Genomic DNA, 15,429 nt, shown 5'->3' with positions numbered 1-15,429 from the left:
TAATCGTAAGAGTCAATGCTCTTGTAAAAAGCTGGCAAAAAGAAGTCCTAATAAAAGCATGATGATCGTAAAAGCATAAAGTGTCTCGTATCCAAAAAACCTGAGAAGAAAACCTCCCGGAATCGCAAAAAAGAGGCCGATGGAAGTGAGATTGTTTTGTAGCGCGATGTAGACGGGGCGTTTCGATTCGGGAGCGATATGGATCAAAAGATTGATAGAAGCGATACGAAATCCATCGATCGCCATGCCAAGCAGGAAAAAAGCTGTAATGTAACTGAAGGTATGATGAGAAAGAAGTAGAATGGCAAAAGCGGTGATTGAAAGAGTAAAAGAGAGTATCATTATCTTTTTATATGCAGGTGACATCTTTTTGTAGATGATGTTTCCAAGAAGCGCACCGCTCATCTGGATAACGATAAATCCCCCTATGAGATATCCGCTTAAGTGGATATGCTCTTTTGCTTGCAAAATGACGTATGCAAAAGAGAACAAAAAGGAATAACTGAGTAAAACCGTAGTGATTTGGCGCTGCAGTCTTGTATCCTTTTGTAAAAGAGAAAAAGCGTTTTTCAAAAACGCTCCAAAACTATTTTCCCGTTTTGTGATATTTTCTTTTTTGGGTTCTTCAATGGTTGAGAAAGCGACGAGACCTATTGCCATCAAAAATGCGCTGATAATAAAAAGATAGGCGTAACTTACAGGTGCCGGGTAGTGCTGTAAGATAAATCCCGCAGCAACGCCGCTCAGGATCGAACCGATGGCAGCGAAAAACTGTCTGTTTGCCATCGATTTTCCTCTTGTGTTTTGATCAAAAACTTTTGCCAAGATTTCGTTGAAATAGATACTTCCAAAACCGGCTGAAAAACTGAAAATGAACAGAAACAGTGCGATAAGAAGAAGCGTTAATGTCGGATTTTTGTCTCCTACGAAATAGAGTACAAGACCGATGCTGAGCCAACTGAGAAATCTTGTAAGAAAGACTCTTTTGAGATAGGGCATCACAAGAGTGAAACTTTGTGCATAAAAGGCTGCGAAAAGTTGAACCAAAATGGCACCACCGCGCAATAGTGAAGTGTAGTATCCTACAATCGTAACATCGGAACTGAAATGGTGGATGATAAGTGGCAGTGTGGTTGCCGGGTCTGCCACACCCAAAGCGATGGCGAGGAAAAAACCGTGAAGCACATTTTTGAGATTGTTCTTTGCATAGTTCATGGCGCAAATTATATGATAAAATTGCAAAAACTTTGGAGCGACCATGATTGTTGGACTTGTGGGAGAAGTGCTCAAAAAGGAGCCCACCTATTTGCATATCGAAGTGGGTGGTGTAGTCTATGAAGTGTTTATATCATTAAATGCAAGTGCCGCAATAGACAAGAAACAGATTCGCCTCCATACGACACATATCATCAGAGAAGATAGTGAAAGCCTCTACGGATTTGTGGACATCAACGAAAAGAAGATGTTCGACAGGCTCATCAAACTCAACGGTGTGGGACCAAAAGTTGCCATTGCTATCTGTTCGACTTTTAAGCCTCAGGAGTTTGTGCAGATTGTCCAGCAAAAAAATGTTGCCATGCTCAAAAAAGTTCCTGGAATCGGACCAAAGAGTGCGCAAAGAATTCTTGTTGAACTAGGTGAATTTGATATTTCTGAATCCAATGTTACTTCCAGCGCTTTTCAAGAAGCTTCCATGGCTTTGCAAAGCCTTGGATTTAAAAAAGAGCAGATCCAAAAAGCGTTGCAGGAGTGCACGGCGACAGATACCGCGAGTTTAGTCAAAGAGGCGCTGAAAAAAATTCAAAAACTGTAGGAGCAGGGATGCAATATGCTGTAGTATTTGGTGGAAAAAGCTATGAACACGAGATCAGTATCGTAAGTACGATCGCCATCAAAGATATTATTCCAGGAGCTATTTTTATCTTTTTGGATGGTAACAGAGATTTTTACCTTATCGAAAAAGCAGATCTGAAATCCAACTATTTTAGTTCTGGCAATTATAAAAAATCGCCAAAACTGGAACTCAAAAAGGGAGGGTTTTATCAAAAATCTCTTTTGAAAGAGAAGAAGATTCCTGCCGATGTTGTGATCAATCTCGTCCACGGTGCAGATGGAGAGGATGGAAAACTGGCTTCCTTGTTGGAATTTTTTGAAATAGACTACATTGGACCACGAATTGAGGGAAGTGTGATAAGCTACAGTAAACTTTTGACGAAACTCTATGCAAAAGAGTGTGGCATAGAAGTTTTACCCTATCAGCTTCTAAGAAAGCAAGATAAAAAAATTATAGATTTTGAATACCCTGTCATCATCAAGCCAAACCATCTTGGAAGCAGCATCGGAGTGAGTGTGGTGTACGATAGTTCGGAACTGGAATATGCACTAGATGTGGCCTTTGAATTTGATGATGAGGTCTTGATAGAGCCATTTATTGAAGGAATCGAAGAGTACAATCTCGCTGGAGCGAAAGGTCAGACTTTTCATTTTTCCAAGATAGAGGCTGTGAAAAAAGAGAAACTGCTTGATTTTGAGAAAAAATATCTCGATTTTGGAAGAAGCGGAGAGGTTAAGGATGCTTCATTGAATGAAACGTTACGTTTGCACATACGAAATGCGTTTGAAAAGATATACGATCCTCTCTTTTCAGGGGCAATTATTCGGATCGATTTTTTTGTTCGTGATGGAAAGCTCTATCTCAATGAAATCAATCCGGTCCCAGGAAGTCTTGCCAACTATCTTTTTGGAGATTTCAGGGCTGTTTTGGAAGATGTTGCAAAACATCTTCCAAAATCAAAAAATATTGTTATAGATTATCGATATATCAACTCCATTCAATCAGCGAAAAAGTGATTGATGTAGCGATACTGGGAGCCGGGGCAAGCGGACTGTTTGCCGCTGCCCATCTTAAAGACAAAAGAGTGGTTCTTTTTGAACATAATCCTAAAATCGCCCAAAAGATAAAAATAAGTGGTGGAGGGCGCTGCAACGTAACCAACGAAAGGCTTGGCATCGATAACTTCGTTACCTCAACGCCAGATAAAGCGTGGCAGATCCTAAAAAGATTTGACAACACAAAGCTTCTGTCATGGCTTCATGATAAAGGGTGTGAGCCTGTGAAACAGAAAAAAGATCAGTTTTTTTGCCCCAAGTCCTCCCAAGAGCTTATCGAAATCCTTCGTTCGGAAACCAATGCATCAATCCATACCGATACAGAAGTTCTGGACCTTGCCAAGATTGGTGATCATTTTTTGATCAAAACTGCAAGAAATGAGATGAAGGCAAGAGCCGTTTTGGTTGCTACAGGTGGGCTAAGCTATAAAAAAATCGGAGCAAGCGGTATCGGATATGAGATTGCCAAAAATTTTGGGTTGGAAGTGACACCCCTTCGTCCTGCTCTTGTCGGTCTGACGGTTCAAAAAGAGCAGTTTTGGTTCAAAGAGCTCAGTGGAATCGCTTTTGAAGCGACGGTGCGTGTTGGCAAGAAGGAGTTTCGAGACAATATCCTTTTCGCACACAGGGGCATCAGTGGGCCAGCAATCTTAAATGCATCGCTGTATTGGGAGAAAGGAGCGATAGAAATCGCATTTTTAAAAAGGCTTCCCAGATTTGTACCTCATAAGCAGATCAGCTCTCAAATTCCTCTGCCAAAACGGTTTGTAAAACGATTTTTGCAGGTCATCGGTCTTCAAGATAAAAGGTATGAGCAGTTAGGTGTGAATGAGAGAAAAAGGTTGAGACTTTTTGAGTCCTACTCTTTTGCACCCGCCGGAACCTTTGGCTATGAAAGGGCGGAAGTGACAAAAGGGGGTGTACATTTGCAAGAATTGGATAAGTGTTTGCAAAGTGTGCATGTTCCCGGTCTCTTTTTTGCTGGAGAAGTTCTCGATGTCACTGGAGAGCTTGGCGGATACAATTTTCAGTGGGCCTTTTCCAGCGGATACAGTGCAGCAAAGGGGTGTCATGAGTATCTTGGAAATCACTGATATCCTTGGGATAGTGGCTTTTGCTTTGAGTGGATACTGGGTAGCGGCAAAAGAGAGGTTCGACCTGTTGGGCGCATTTATCCTCTCTTTTTTGACAGCACTTGGAGGAGGAGTTTTGCGCGATATTTTGGTGGATAGGACCCCATACGCTTTTTCGCATTCGCTGCCTTCTCTTTTAGTGATTTCAGTCGTTCTGATCTCCTATCTGTTTCATTTGAAAAAATATCTTCATTTTCAAAACAGGACACTTTTCATTATCAGCGATGCGATCGGTCTTGTTTCCTTTGCTATTACAGGAGCGATGGTTGCTACCCAGGCAGATTTCAATTTTTTTGGCGTTATTTTGGTTGCGCTCATCACGGCAGTTGGCGGTGGAGTTTTGCGTGATATGCTCCTAAATCAGGTCCCACTGATTCTCAAAAGCGATTTTTACGGAAGCGTTGCGATCATTACCGGAGGACTCGTTTATGGTGCAGATAAAATGCAGTTCATGAATACATTGAGTGTTCTATCAATATTTATCTTCTCGTTTTTGCTTCGTATGATTGCCTATTACCGGCGATGGAACCTTCCTGAAGCATAACTCTATTTATTAAAAATAATAATAAACAAATTTTTAGAAAAATAAGAGCAAAATATAATATAGCCGCAAAAGGAGGCTGTAATGACTTTCAATAAAGAGTATAAAAATATCTACCTTGTCACCGCAATTTTAGCTGCTTTTGTGTTGTTTATGATCATTACGACCATTTGGGTGATACTGGATGTGACGAGCAAACGATCGTGCGTAAAAACATGCAGTTATGAAAGATCCATCGCAAAACCTGTTGGCTAAATTAGCTTTAACCTCTTTATTGGTACAATTGAATCAAAAAAGAGGATCTTCTTGGCTGTTCGTGAAGTATCTTATAACGGCAATATCTTTTCATTGAATTATGAACTGAAAAACCCTAAATGTGATCGGACGATTCTTTTTTTGCATGGATGGGGCAGCAATAAAGATCTCATGCAAACGGCTTTTGTAAAACACTGTCCTTACAAATCGATCTATCTTGATCTGCCCGGATTTGGAAAAAGTCCGAACGAATCGGTCTTGACCACAAAAGATTATGCCAATATCGTTCAAACTTTTCTACAAGATTTGAACGTTCGTCCTGATATCGTCGTTGGTCACTCTTTTGGTGGTAAGGTTGCGACACTGTTAGAGCCAAAAATGCTTGTGCTCTTAAGTAGTGCTGGAATTGTGGAAAAAAAGCCATTCACAGTACGAGCAAAGATTGCATTATTCAAGATGCTCAAACCTTTTGGCATCGTACGTCTTAGAAATCTTTTTGTCTCACAAGATGCCAAAGGGATGAGTGAAGCGATGTATGAAACATTTAAAAATGTCGTCGATGAGGATTTTTCTTCCCATTTTGAGAAATGTCATAGCGAGGCTTTGATATTTTGGGGAGAGGAAGATCGAGCAACATCGTTGCAAAGCGGTCAAACGATAGCCTCTTTGATCAAAAAAAGTAACTTTTTCCCTCTCAAAGGTGATCACTACTTCTTTTTGGACAAAGGCAGTGAGATCTGTGAAATCGTAAAGGAGCGGTATGAAAAACTGTAAGTGTATCATCAGAGGAAGGGTGCAAGGGGTCTGGTTTCGACGATTTACCCAGGAAGTTGCCAACAAACTGGGAGTCAGCGGACATGTTCGAAACCTTCCCGATGGGTCTGTGGAAGTGGAAGCGAGTGTTCCCGAAAGTGTATGGGAAGAGTTTTTGCAAGCATTACATGAAGGACCGCCTTTGGCAAAAGTGGAGTCGATCGAAATAGAGCCTATCGAAAAAACGTTCAGCGGACTTTTCGAGGTGCTTCGATGATATGGCTTCATTTCATCGGGCATATTCTTTTTGTACTCATGCTCGGGTTTTATCTGATCCAAAATCTGCAATGGTACAACTACCGTTTCGGTAGAGTTGTATTGCACCATCACGCTCCATGGCAACACATTCTTTTTTTCTTGGCTCCTCTGTTTGTCTATATAGCCATTCGCGAATATGTATTGGTTTTGGATGTTTTTTATGGAGCGATCCTCTATGTTTGGCAGCGAAAAATTGATAAAAAACTGGTATTTACAGCTCGAGTGAAACGTTTTTTTCTACTTCTTTTTGTGATCACACTGCTTCTTGATCTTTTATGCATCGCAAAATTGCATTGCCCGCTCTTCAGTACTATCGCACCCCTTTTGGTCGCTCTTTTGCTTTCGAATCTCATCGAGAGTTATTTGATGGCCATATATAAAAAAGAGGCGAGAAAAAAACTTGAAACGATAGACCCTACCATTATAGCGGTTACGGCAAGTTATGGAAAAACCAGCATTAAAAACTTCATTTATCAGCTGTTGAAAGACTCATACCATGTGTACAAAACACCAAGAAGCGTTAATACCCTGGCAGGAATCATCAAAGATATCAATACCGCTTTGCCCCAAGTGTGTGAAGTATACGTAGTGGAAGCAGGAGCCAGAGAGCGTGGCGATATTTTGGAAATCACGAAATTTCTCAATCATCACTATGCCGTTGTCGGTAAAGTCGGGCCCCAACATATCGAATATTTCAAGACACTGGAAAATATAATCGCGACGAAGCTGGAGATCTTGCACTCCAAACGTTTGAAAAAAGCCTTTTTATGGGATGGATTGCCTGTCAAAGATGATCCAAAATTTGTCAAATTCGGCTCAAACATTAAAAATGTCAAAGCCGATTTGGATGGAGTGAGCTGGGATCTTGAGTTGCAAGGAGAGATTTTTCATTTCCAGGCGCCAATTTTAGGAGGTTTCAACGCTTTTAATATCACTGCAGCCATCTTGGTGGCAAAAGAGCTTGGTATCGATATGGCAACACTGCAAAAAAGAGTATCACAGCTTAAGGGAGTTGAGCATAGACTCCAAAGAATAGAAGCTGGTGGGAAAGTTATCATAGACGACAGTTTCAATGGAAATTTGGAAGGGATGATTGCATCCTATGAACTTGTCAAAAACTATCCTGGCAGAAAAGTGGTAGTGACTCCTGGTATTGTTGAGAGCGATGAAAAGAGCAACATCGAACTGGCAAAAAAGATCAACGAAGTTTTTGATCTTGCCATCATCACGGGTAAAATCAACAAAGAGGTACTACAAAAAAATATTACGATTGAAAAGATAATGGTAGAAGACAAAAAGCAGCTGCAAAATCTGCTTGCAAAACATACAAAAAGTGGTGATTTGATTCTGTTTAGCAACGACACACCTTCGTTTATGTAAGGGATAATATGGAAGATATAAAAGATTTTGCCATAGAGTTTTTGGCGATCATCGCTTTAGTATTGATCGTTGTCGCTTTGCAAAAGGTTTTCGAATACATTTTCAAAAGGAAAATGGGTGAGTAAGATCTCTTTGTGGATAGATAAGATCAATAGGGTTTTTGCTTACCTCAGTGCGTTTATTGCCTTGGCTCTTGCCTTTTTGGTCTTTTATGATGCCTTTATGCGATACCTTTTTCATGAAGGGTCTATCGCTCTTCAAGAGCTTGAGTGGTACTTTTTTGATCTCACTTTCTTGCTGAGTACCGGATTTGCCCTCAAACATGACAAGCATGTTCGGGTCGATATCTTTTATGAGCGCTTTTCTCCAAAGACAAGAGCGTTGATCAATTTTTACGATGCGTTGTTGCTTATCATTCCTTTTTCGTTGATTATTCTTTACTATTCAGGGATTTTTACCTGGCAAAGTTTCTTGCAGCATGAAGCATCGAGCGACCCTGGCGGTCTTCCATACAGATGGCTTATCAAATCCGCGATTGTCCTTTTTGCACTGTTGCTCTTTTTGCAAGCTATCAGTGAAATCATCAAAATTTCGCAAAAAATAGAGTGGAAAAAGGCTTTTTTCATTGCTGTTGTGATTGTGGTTACAGTTGTAGCCTTTCGATTTGTTGATTTGTACTACTTTTTGCATCCTGCTCTTTTGATGTTTGGACTCTCTTTGGTTCTCTTGATGCTGGGATTTCGAGTAGCCTTTGTGTTTGCTGCTTCTGCCATTGTTTTTGCACTTATCGATGCAGATTTGAATCTTTCTATCTTCGAGATGCTTCCCATGCGGATGTATGGCATCATGCAAAATTTTACGCTGATGGCGGTACCTCTTTTCATTTTGATGGGGCTCATTTTGGAAAAGAGCCAGATAGCCAAATCTTTACTGGAAAATCTTGGACTGATGTTTGGCAATATCCGAGGCGGCCTAGCTGTGGGTGTCGTGATCGTTGGAGCTATATTGGCCGCGGCAACGGGAATAGTCGGTGCAAGTGTGGTGATGATGAGTGTGATAACGCTGCCTGTGATGATCAGATACGGATACGACAAAGCACTTGCCAGTGGAACGATTGCCGCGAGCGGGACACTTGGACAAATCATACCTCCATCGATTGTATTGATTGTTTTGGGTGATGTTTTGAGTGTTAGTGTCGGTGATCTGTTTAAATCAGCCGTTGTTCCGGGACTGTTATTGGTCTTTTTTTATATTGTATACATTCTCGTTTTTGCTTTTTTAAAACCGAATGTGGCACCAGCCATAACATTAGAGAAAAGACCGAGTTTGATTGAGCTGCTAAAAGCGATTGTCCCATCCTCTGTATTGATTTTGGCAGTACTTGGTTCTATCTTTGCAGGAATTGCCACTCCGACTGAATCTGCTGCAATGGGTGTCGTTGGTGCCTTGATATTAACGCTATTGACAAAAACGCTCAATAAAGAGATGATTGTTTATGTAACGATTGAGACGGTGAAACTGAGTGCTATGATATTTACTATTTTGATCGGTGCTACAGCATTTAGCCTTGTTTTCAATGAAATCGGAGGTGAAGAACTTGTGAAACATTTTTTTGCCTATCAAATAGGTGATAAACAGACCTTCTTGCTCGTTTCGATGGCGATTATCTTTCTCCTTGGATTTTTCATCGATTTTGTTGAGATCTCTTTTGTTGTGATCCCTCTTTTTGTTCCGCTTCTTGCACATTTCAATATCGATCCTTTGTGGTTTGGCATCCTGGTAGCGCTCAATTTGCAAGCTTCCTTTTTGACGCCTCCGTTTGGATTTAGTCTTTTTTATCTTAAAGGTGCAGCCGGTGATCTAGTAAAAACGAAAGATATCTATAAAGGTGTCATTCCCTATATTCTTTTACAGGTCGTTGTGCTTGCAATCATCTATCTTTTCCCATCTTTGATAAAGGTGTTTTGATGTACGATATTCTATATGCCCCATGGCGAAGCGATTATGTGACTAGAAAAAAAATCGAAGGGTGTGTGTTTTGCTATGTTGTAGAGCATCCTGAAGAGGATGAAGAACTTGGAGTGCTTTATAGAGCCAAATACTCTTTTGTTGTTATGAACAAGTATCCCTATACGCCAGGTCATTTTATGGTCATTCCAAATCAGCATATCGACAATCTGGAAAATCTTTCCGAGGAGGCTTGGGAGGAGATGTCCAGACTTACCAAACGAGGTGTGGCTCTATTAAAAGATGTTTTGCATGCAGAGGGTGTCAATATCGGGATGAATCTAGGAGCTGCAGCAGGAGCGGGGATCGCAGAACATATCCATATGCATCTCGTACCCAGATGGCAAAGGGATACGAACTTTATCACAACAATTGGTCATACAAGAGTCTACAGTACCGATTTTTTCAAAATATATAAGAAACTGAAAAGCCATGCAAAGGAGTATTTTGAAGGGTAATCTATATGAACTGCAGCATCTTTTGATGAGTTTATCAAAGAGCGGGATTGGCAAAAGTATCACAGACCCAAAAATCTTGCCATGAGTGTGGCAATAGAAGCGGCGGAACTCATGGAGCATTTCCAGTGGTGTGATAAAGATACCAAGGAGTTTACGCAATCTCAAAAAGAGGAAATTGGTGAAGAGATGGCAGATGTGTTACACTATCTTTTGAGGCTTGCTTCGGTACTGGATATTGATCTGTATGAGGCATCAAAGAAAAAGATTGCAAAAAATCAAAAGCGATTTCCGGTTGAAATGGCAAAAAGTATGAAAAAAAGCGGATGCTAAGGAGAGTGAATGCAAAAAAACAATATAACGGCGATTAAAGCGGCTTGGAATTTTTTTAAGGGAAATTATGCACTCAATTTCGGTGTATTGGCGATTTTGATAGTTGTTAGTCTTTTGGGTGCTATTCCAATTGTTGGAATGCTTTTCGTTTTGGCCTATTCCATTTTAAGCCTCAGTGTACAGATCTATTTTGGAAAAGCGCTTTTACAAGTAAAGAGTGAAGAAGAGATGATAGAAGTAGCACAAAATTCAAGAATAGGGGATCTGCTGATTCAGTATCTTCACGTAGCAGCAGGAGCGTTTTTGGCTCTTTTCTTGCTCTCCCTTCTTTTTATGGCTCTTATGATGATGGTTATGGGAATGAATATGCATATGGATATGCAAACGATGCAAAACGGCATTGCAATGGAGCAGGAAATGGCGGCCGGCTTCATGGCAAACGGTGCACTTGGTTTGGTGATATTACTGATTGGAGCTTTTCTTTTCTATTTTTTTCCTGGCGTCATGGGTGAGGTGATCCGTTCAGAGACGTTCAATGATGGCTTTAAAAAAGTTTTTTTGCTTTTCAATCCCGGATATTGGAAGCGGTGCTTCAATAAAGAGTACTTTATCCTCGTGTTTATTTGGTCCTTGATCGTTTTAGGCGTTTTTATGCTTTTGATACCCCTGTCGCTGAGTATTATCCTCTTACCTTTGGTACTTGTCATTGCATACCTAGTAAGTCTATATAATGCAGGTGTGTACGTTTTCTCTTCAGAACATGCGAAAGTGTAATCGGTAAGGAGTGTTTATGAGTGTTTTGATGGAGATAGCGATGTTTCCAACGGATGTTGGAGAAAGCAAAAGTAAATATGTGGCCGAGGTTCTAAAGGTTATTGAAGAAAGCGGACTGCCATATCAACTCACACCAATGGCGACTATCGTGGAGGGAGAGAGTGTGGAAGAGGTGAGTGCACTGATACCCAAAATGTATCACGCTTTGGAAAAGATGGGGTGCGGGCGGGTATACAGTGTAGCAAAGTTTGATATCAGGCCTGGAAAGAGTAACAGACTTAAACAAAAGGTTGAATCAGTACAAAAACATTTCTCATCGTAGGTGAGAGATTGCATATTGTACGGCGTTAAGATAACTCGTGGTGTTTGCCATTTTTTTATAGGCAATATCAAAAGCGGTGCCATGGTCGACAGAGGTACGGAGTATAGGTAAGTTTAAGCTGACGTTTATTGATTCATCGAAATAGAGAGCTTTCAAAGGCGCAAGCCCTTGATCATGATACATGGCGACAATGTGAGAGAGTTTTTTCCTAAAATTTGATGTAAACGCCACATCGGGTACGACTGGACCGAAAAAGATCTCTTGTTTGATTGCTTCATTTGCTTTGTCGATCGCTTTTTTGATAATTCGCTCTTCATCTCCCAAAACGCCGCCATCGCCTGCATGAGGATTGAGACCCAAAACGGCAACCGGTTTGGCAGGAGTAGTCTCATGGTAAAAATCGATTAGAAACTGGGTCAGTCTCTTTTTTTCGATCAAACCTGGCACCTTTTTCAAAGGGACATGTTCTGTAAAAAGGGCTACAAAAAGTTTATCGCAGCCAAGCATCATGATAGCCTCTTTTTTGAATCTTTTTCGAAGATAATCCGTATGGCCCTTATAAGGGATATTCGCTTTCATCCACGCTTCCTTATGAACAGGAAGGGTAACAAGGGCATCGCATATTCCTGAAGCGGTGAACTCTACAGCTTTTTGGAAAGATCGAAAGGAAAAAGCACCACTTTTCTTGCTGACTTTTCCAGGTTTGATAATGAAATCGCCTTTGACATACTCTACTTCTAAATCTTCAGGAACCTGAACCTTCAAAATATTGGCAGCTTGTTGAATTATTTTATAGTTTGTAAAGTAGAGTGGGGTACAGGATTGTTTAATTTGATCGTGGCATCTCAGGGCAATTTCTGGTCCGATACCATTGAAATCGCCTAGACTAATGGCAATGACCGGCTTCATCGATGATCTCTTTCATTTTCCTGACCGCTTCAAAAAGGCCATCCCAAATGCTTCTAGCGATGATGCTTTGACCGATATTGAGTTCAATGATATTTGCCATTGCAGCAATAGTTCCAACATTTTGATAATTAAGACCATGTCCAGCGGCTACGAGCAGTCCCGATTTTGCAGCGTAAATCGCAGCATTTTCCAAGTCCCCGATAGCAATGGAGAGCTTTTCTTGCAGTTCTTTCCTCGAAAGTTCCAAAGATTTGATGGAGTGTGGCGTTTTGGATAGATTGGAATAGAGCATTGCATAGATATTTGCATACTCTCCTGTATGCAGTTCCACCATATCGGCTCCCGTATCGGCACAGGCCGCTATGATTTCGATATCTGGATCGATAAACAAGGAGACATCTATCTCGTTCGCTTTCAGTTTTTCAATGGCATCACTGATGCGTTCATACTGTCCAATGACGTCAAGGCCACCTTCTGTAGTCACCTCTTCTCGCTTTTCAGGAACAAGCGTTGCTCTGTGAGGCTTGAGCTGTGCAACGATGTCGATAATATCCGGATCGATGCTACACTCCATATTCACCGGGAGAGAAGAGTACTCAATGATCCTTTTTGCATCAAAATCGTTGATGTGGCGTCTGTCTTCACGAAGATGGATGGTTATCTGATCTGCTCCCGCTCTTTTCACGATGGGAAGAGCTTCTATGGGATCAGGATCATTGATTTTTCTCGCTTCTCTTAGTACTGCAATATGATCGATGTTGACACCGAGTTTCATGATTGTCTCCTTGCGTAAAATGCTTTTTTAAACGCTTTATATTCACCCTTTTCGATCGCTTCTCTTGCTTCTTTCATAAGCGTTAGATAGTAGTGCAGATTGTGAATGGAAGCGAGGCGGTAATATGTCAGCTCTTTTGCTCTGTAAAGATGGTTGAGATAGGCTCTGGTGTAGTTTTGGCATGTATAGCAGCTACACGCTTCATCGATAGGGTTTTGATCAAGTTTATATTTTGCAGCTTTGATGTTGAGTCTGCCAAAAGAGGTAAATATCGTCCCGTTTCGTGCATTTCTTGTTGGCATCACACAATCGAACATATCTACGCCTCGGTCGATGCATTCAACCAAATCTTCTGGTGTGCCTACGCCCATGAGATATCTTGGTTTGTTTTTGGGCATAAAAGGAGTTGTGAACTCTACTGTATTATACATGACGCTATTTTCCTCTCCTACACTCAGCCCTCCTATGGCAAATCCGTCGAAATCGAGAGCTGTCAGTTCCATAGCGCTTTTTTTACGAAATTCGTAATCGGTTCCGCCTTGGATAATGGCAAAGATATTTTGGTTGGTTCCGATGCCTTGTGCTTGCATTTTTTTGTGGTATTTGATCGACTCTTGTGCCCATCGGGTGGTTCTATCGACAGAGAGTGCAAGACGCTCTTTTGTTGCCGGAAGTGCGACCAGATCATCTAAAATCATCATGATGTCACTACCAAGATTGTATTGGATGTCTAAAACTTTTTGCGGAGTAAAAAAGTGTTTCGAACCATCTATATGGCTTTGGAATTCGATGCCTCTTTCATTGGCTTTGCTGATATCGCTGAGACTGAAAGCTTGAAAGCCACCACTATCTGTCAGGAAGCTTCGATTGTAACCGGTAAATCCGTGTAGTCCTCCAAGTTTTTTGACCACATTGTCTCCCGGTCTTAAATATAGATGGTATGTGTTTGCCAAGATAATTTGTGTTTGAAGGATATCTCGCAAGTCGACAGTATCGAGAGATTTTACGCTGGCAGCCGTTCCGACAGGCATAAACACAGGCGTTTTTATGGTAGAATGTGATGTTTTTATAGTACAGGCTCTGGCGTTATTGTCGGTAGCGTCGATAAAAAAATCCAATAAATTTCCTTTATAAAGGGGCTTGGTGCAAACCCATGTTTTAGTACTTGCTGATGGAATTGTAGCAAAACATCTATTACAAAGAATTGTAAAAAATCAGGTAACGAACAATCTCTATCATATCGTCTATAACGATCCTACCATAAAACCATCGGAAAGTGCAGAAAATATTCTTTATTATCATTTTGATCCTACCTCGTTTGTGAAACTCTCTCGCCTCTTTAATAAAAAATATAACGAAGTGGTCATCGTCCTTGGGAATAAAATCGACACTGTCGCATCTTTTGAAAATGTCCGAAGACTCGATAACAATGTCAATATCGTCGTTTTGGATCGATGGGATCTGAAGTTTCCAGGCAGAAATTTCCGTCTGCTCAACGCGAATGAAATATTGGCCAACAGGGTTATGGACTACTTTCCAAATGTCCCTGTCATAGCACAGAATGTGGGACTAGGCCTAGGCGAGATTATGGAGGTGCTTGTCCCTTTTGGAAGCAGTTATGTCTATCGGCATATTGGATCCATCGAGCAAAAAAACTGGAAAATCGCCGCCATTTATAGGAACAATAAGCTTTTACTGCCAACTCCGAGCAGGATGATATGGCCAAATGACATTCTTTTGCTTATTGGCGATCCGGATGTTTTGAAAAACGTCTATCGCTCGATCAAACGAGAAGTCGGACAGTTTCCCATGCCATTTGGCACCAACTCCTATCTACTTGTGGATATGGAGGAGTTGAGTCCAAAATCGATCAGGCATATGGTGTTGAGTGGCGTGTATGCGCATAGTCGTTTCAAAGATAAAAAGCTTTTTATCCGCGTTATCAACCCAAACGACATCGGACTGTTGCAGTTTATCAAGAATTATGACGGTGATACGATAGAGGTGATGGTGGATTACCGTTACAAATCGCTGCAACAAAATGTTCAAGAAGATCTTGAACATCGGCGCATTGGCCTTTTTATGCTGCACCATAAAACATTCATGAAAAAACATTGTCGCTCGCTTTTGTATGAGATGAAAATTCCAGTCTTTTCACTTGCCGACTCATCCTTGTCCAAAATAAAGGAGTTGGAGCTGATTTTAACGAAGAATCAAAAACTAGAAACCATCTCATCTATCGTTTTCGATATTGCTATTCAATTGAAAATCTCTTTGAAACTCGTAGAGTATCTTGAACAAAGCTCTACTCAGACGCAGGAAATTATCGAACATTTTGAAAATCTTGCGAATATCTTTTCCAAGCCGATTGCTGTAGAAAAAACAAGATCGAATCCTATCCGTATGCTACGATCGAAAACGGATCTGCTTCTTGTTTATCCATTCAGTCAAAAAGTAGCCCAAGCCACACCTCTCAATCCATTTTGTACCGACCCAGAAGCGCTTTTTTACAAACTTGGCATGCATCATCAGATGTTCTTTCCTGTAACCTAAAAGAAAGAGAACTTTTTTTATAATTGTAAAAA

Annotated in this window: 18 protein-coding genes; 14 read left to right on the top strand and 4 right to left on the bottom strand. The window is 40.9% G+C overall.

What is annotated here, in order from left to right; genetic code table 11:
• Nucleotides 1–12 precede the first annotated feature (12 nt).
• Complete coding sequence (locus NIS_RS05905; RefSeq protein WP_041354253.1) at nt 13–1,215, bottom strand: MFS transporter; 1,203 nt, start codon at nt 1,213–1,215, stop codon at nt 13–15.
• Nucleotides 1,216–1,258: 43 nt separating this feature from the next.
• On the opposite strand from NIS_RS05905, the gene ruvA reads away from it, so the two are divergent.
• The 13 genes from ruvA to NIS_RS05845 all read left to right on the top strand — a co-directional run bounded on the left by ruvA (nt 1,259) and on the right by NIS_RS05845 (nt 11,160).
• Nucleotides 1,259–1,813: a Holliday junction branch migration protein RuvA gene (ruvA, locus tag NIS_RS05900; protein ID WP_012082470.1), complete on the top strand. Its 555-nt coding sequence runs from the start codon at nt 1,259–1,261 to the stop codon at nt 1,811–1,813.
• Between the two features lie 8 nt (nt 1,814–1,821).
• Nucleotides 1,822–2,850 carry a D-alanine--D-alanine ligase gene (locus NIS_RS05895; RefSeq protein WP_012082469.1) on the top strand — a complete coding sequence of 343 codons (1,029 nt, stop codon included), beginning with the start codon at nt 1,822–1,824 and terminating at the stop codon, nt 2,848–2,850.
• Nucleotides 2,847–3,983 (top strand): NAD(P)/FAD-dependent oxidoreductase, encoded by a 1,137-nt coding sequence (locus NIS_RS05890; RefSeq protein ID WP_012082468.1) that lies wholly within the window; start codon nt 2,847–2,849, stop codon nt 3,981–3,983. Before NIS_RS05895 ends, NIS_RS05890 begins: the two co-directional genes overlap by 4 nt.
• Nucleotides 3,961–4,566, top strand: coding sequence for a trimeric intracellular cation channel family protein (locus NIS_RS05885; RefSeq protein ID WP_012082467.1), 606 nt, complete (start codon nt 3,961–3,963; stop codon nt 4,564–4,566). Before NIS_RS05890 ends, NIS_RS05885 begins: the two co-directional genes overlap by 23 nt.
• An 81-nt stretch (nt 4,567–4,647) precedes the next feature.
• On the top strand, nt 4,648–4,818 hold the full coding sequence (locus NIS_RS10275) for a hypothetical protein (RefSeq protein ID WP_158297274.1): 171 nt from the start codon (nt 4,648–4,650) through the stop codon (nt 4,816–4,818).
• 51 nt (nt 4,819–4,869) lie between these two features.
• The gene (locus tag NIS_RS05880; RefSeq protein ID WP_012082466.1) at nt 4,870–5,592 is read left to right on the top strand and encodes an alpha/beta fold hydrolase; all 723 of its coding nucleotides are present in this window, start codon (nt 4,870–4,872) and stop codon (nt 5,590–5,592) included.
• Nucleotides 5,579–5,848 (top strand): acylphosphatase, encoded by a 270-nt coding sequence (locus NIS_RS05875; RefSeq protein ID WP_041354033.1) that lies wholly within the window; start codon nt 5,579–5,581, stop codon nt 5,846–5,848. The genes NIS_RS05880 and NIS_RS05875 overlap by 14 nt, the downstream gene beginning before the upstream one ends.
• A complete protein-coding gene (gene murF / locus NIS_RS05870; RefSeq protein ID WP_012082465.1) occupies nt 5,845–7,269 on the top strand; it encodes a Mur ligase family protein in 1,425 nt (474 codons plus the stop codon). Before NIS_RS05875 ends, murF begins: the two co-directional genes overlap by 4 nt.
• A gap of 117 nt (nt 7,270–7,386) precedes the next feature.
• Entirely contained in the window at nt 7,387–9,237 is a 1,851-nt protein-coding gene (locus NIS_RS05865; RefSeq protein WP_012082464.1) for a TRAP transporter large permease subunit, read from the top strand.
• Entirely contained in the window at nt 9,237–9,734 is a 498-nt protein-coding gene (locus NIS_RS05860; protein WP_012082463.1) for an HIT family protein, read from the top strand. The genes NIS_RS05865 and NIS_RS05860 overlap by 1 nt, the downstream gene beginning before the upstream one ends.
• 81 nt (nt 9,735–9,815) lie before the next feature.
• Nucleotides 9,816–10,064, top strand: coding sequence for a nucleotide pyrophosphohydrolase (locus tag NIS_RS05855; protein ID WP_012082462.1), 249 nt, complete (start codon nt 9,816–9,818; stop codon nt 10,062–10,064).
• Between the two features lie 9 nt (nt 10,065–10,073).
• Nucleotides 10,074–10,838 (top strand): hypothetical protein, encoded by a 765-nt coding sequence (locus NIS_RS05850; RefSeq protein ID WP_012082461.1) that lies wholly within the window; start codon nt 10,074–10,076, stop codon nt 10,836–10,838.
• Nucleotides 10,839–10,854: 16 nt separating this feature from the next.
• Complete coding sequence (locus NIS_RS05845) at nt 10,855–11,160, top strand: MTH1187 family thiamine-binding protein (protein ID WP_012082460.1); 306 nt, start codon at nt 10,855–10,857, stop codon at nt 11,158–11,160.
• Here the strand turns inward: NIS_RS05845 and pdxA are convergent.
• From pdxA to tgt, 3 genes are read right to left on the bottom strand one after another with little or no spacing between them, the layout of a single operon-like run.
• A complete protein-coding gene (pdxA, locus tag NIS_RS05840) occupies nt 11,152–12,069 on the bottom strand; it encodes a 4-hydroxythreonine-4-phosphate dehydrogenase (protein WP_012082459.1) in 918 nt (305 codons plus the stop codon). The genes NIS_RS05845 and pdxA overlap by 9 nt on opposite strands.
• On the bottom strand, nt 12,047–12,844 hold the full coding sequence (locus NIS_RS05835) for a pyridoxine 5'-phosphate synthase (RefSeq protein WP_012082458.1): 798 nt from the start codon (nt 12,842–12,844) through the stop codon (nt 12,047–12,049). The genes pdxA and NIS_RS05835 overlap by 23 nt, the downstream gene beginning before the upstream one ends.
• Complete coding sequence (tgt, locus tag NIS_RS05830) at nt 12,841–13,962, bottom strand: tRNA guanosine(34) transglycosylase Tgt (RefSeq protein ID WP_012082457.1); 1,122 nt, start codon at nt 13,960–13,962, stop codon at nt 12,841–12,843. Before tgt ends, NIS_RS05835 begins: the two co-directional genes overlap by 4 nt.
• Before the next feature lie 25 nt (nt 13,963–13,987).
• On the opposite strand from tgt, the gene NIS_RS05825 reads away from it, so the two are divergent.
• A complete protein-coding gene (locus tag NIS_RS05825) occupies nt 13,988–15,397 on the top strand; it encodes a COG3400 family protein (protein ID WP_012082456.1) in 1,410 nt (469 codons plus the stop codon).
• Nucleotides 15,398–15,429 lie beyond the last annotated feature (32 nt).

The organism is Nitratiruptor sp. SB155-2 (genome assembly GCF_000010325.1).
In the GTDB taxonomy this organism is placed as follows: Bacteria; Campylobacterota; Campylobacteria; order Campylobacterales; family Nitratiruptoraceae; genus Nitratiruptor.
Note: the sequence above shows the minus strand (reverse complement) of the source record. Positions and strands in the feature narration are given on the sequence as shown.

Bases quoted from the DNA above. Each gene is read 5' to 3' on its own strand.
- NIS_RS05905 (WP_041354253.1), bottom strand. From the start codon at position 1,215: ATGAACTATGCAAAGAACAATCTCAAAAATGTGCTTCACGGTTTTTTC.
- ruvA (WP_012082470.1), top strand. From the start codon at position 1,259: ATGATTGTTGGACTTGTGGGAGAAGTGCTCAAAAAGGAGCCCACCTAT.
- NIS_RS05895 (WP_012082469.1), top strand. From the start codon at position 1,822: ATGCAATATGCTGTAGTATTTGGTGGAAAAAGCTATGAACACGAGATC.
- NIS_RS05885 (WP_012082467.1), top strand. From the start codon at position 3,961: ATGAGTATCTTGGAAATCACTGATATCCTTGGGATAGTGGCTTTTGCT.
- NIS_RS10275 (WP_158297274.1), top strand. From the start codon at position 4,648: ATGACTTTCAATAAAGAGTATAAAAATATCTACCTTGTCACCGCAATT.
- NIS_RS05875 (WP_041354033.1), top strand. From the start codon at position 5,579: ATGAAAAACTGTAAGTGTATCATCAGAGGAAGGGTGCAAGGGGTCTGG.
- murF (WP_012082465.1), top strand. From the start codon at position 5,845: ATGATATGGCTTCATTTCATCGGGCATATTCTTTTTGTACTCATGCTC.
- NIS_RS05860 (WP_012082463.1), top strand. From the start codon at position 9,237: ATGTACGATATTCTATATGCCCCATGGCGAAGCGATTATGTGACTAGA.
- NIS_RS05855 (WP_012082462.1), top strand. From the start codon at position 9,816: ATGAGTGTGGCAATAGAAGCGGCGGAACTCATGGAGCATTTCCAGTGG.
- NIS_RS05850 (WP_012082461.1), top strand. From the start codon at position 10,074: ATGCAAAAAAACAATATAACGGCGATTAAAGCGGCTTGGAATTTTTTT.
- NIS_RS05845 (WP_012082460.1), top strand. From the start codon at position 10,855: ATGAGTGTTTTGATGGAGATAGCGATGTTTCCAACGGATGTTGGAGAA.
- pdxA (WP_012082459.1), bottom strand. From the start codon at position 12,069: ATGAAGCCGGTCATTGCCATTAGTCTAGGCGATTTCAATGGTATCGGA.
- NIS_RS05835 (WP_012082458.1), bottom strand. From the start codon at position 12,844: ATGAAACTCGGTGTCAACATCGATCATATTGCAGTACTAAGAGAAGCG.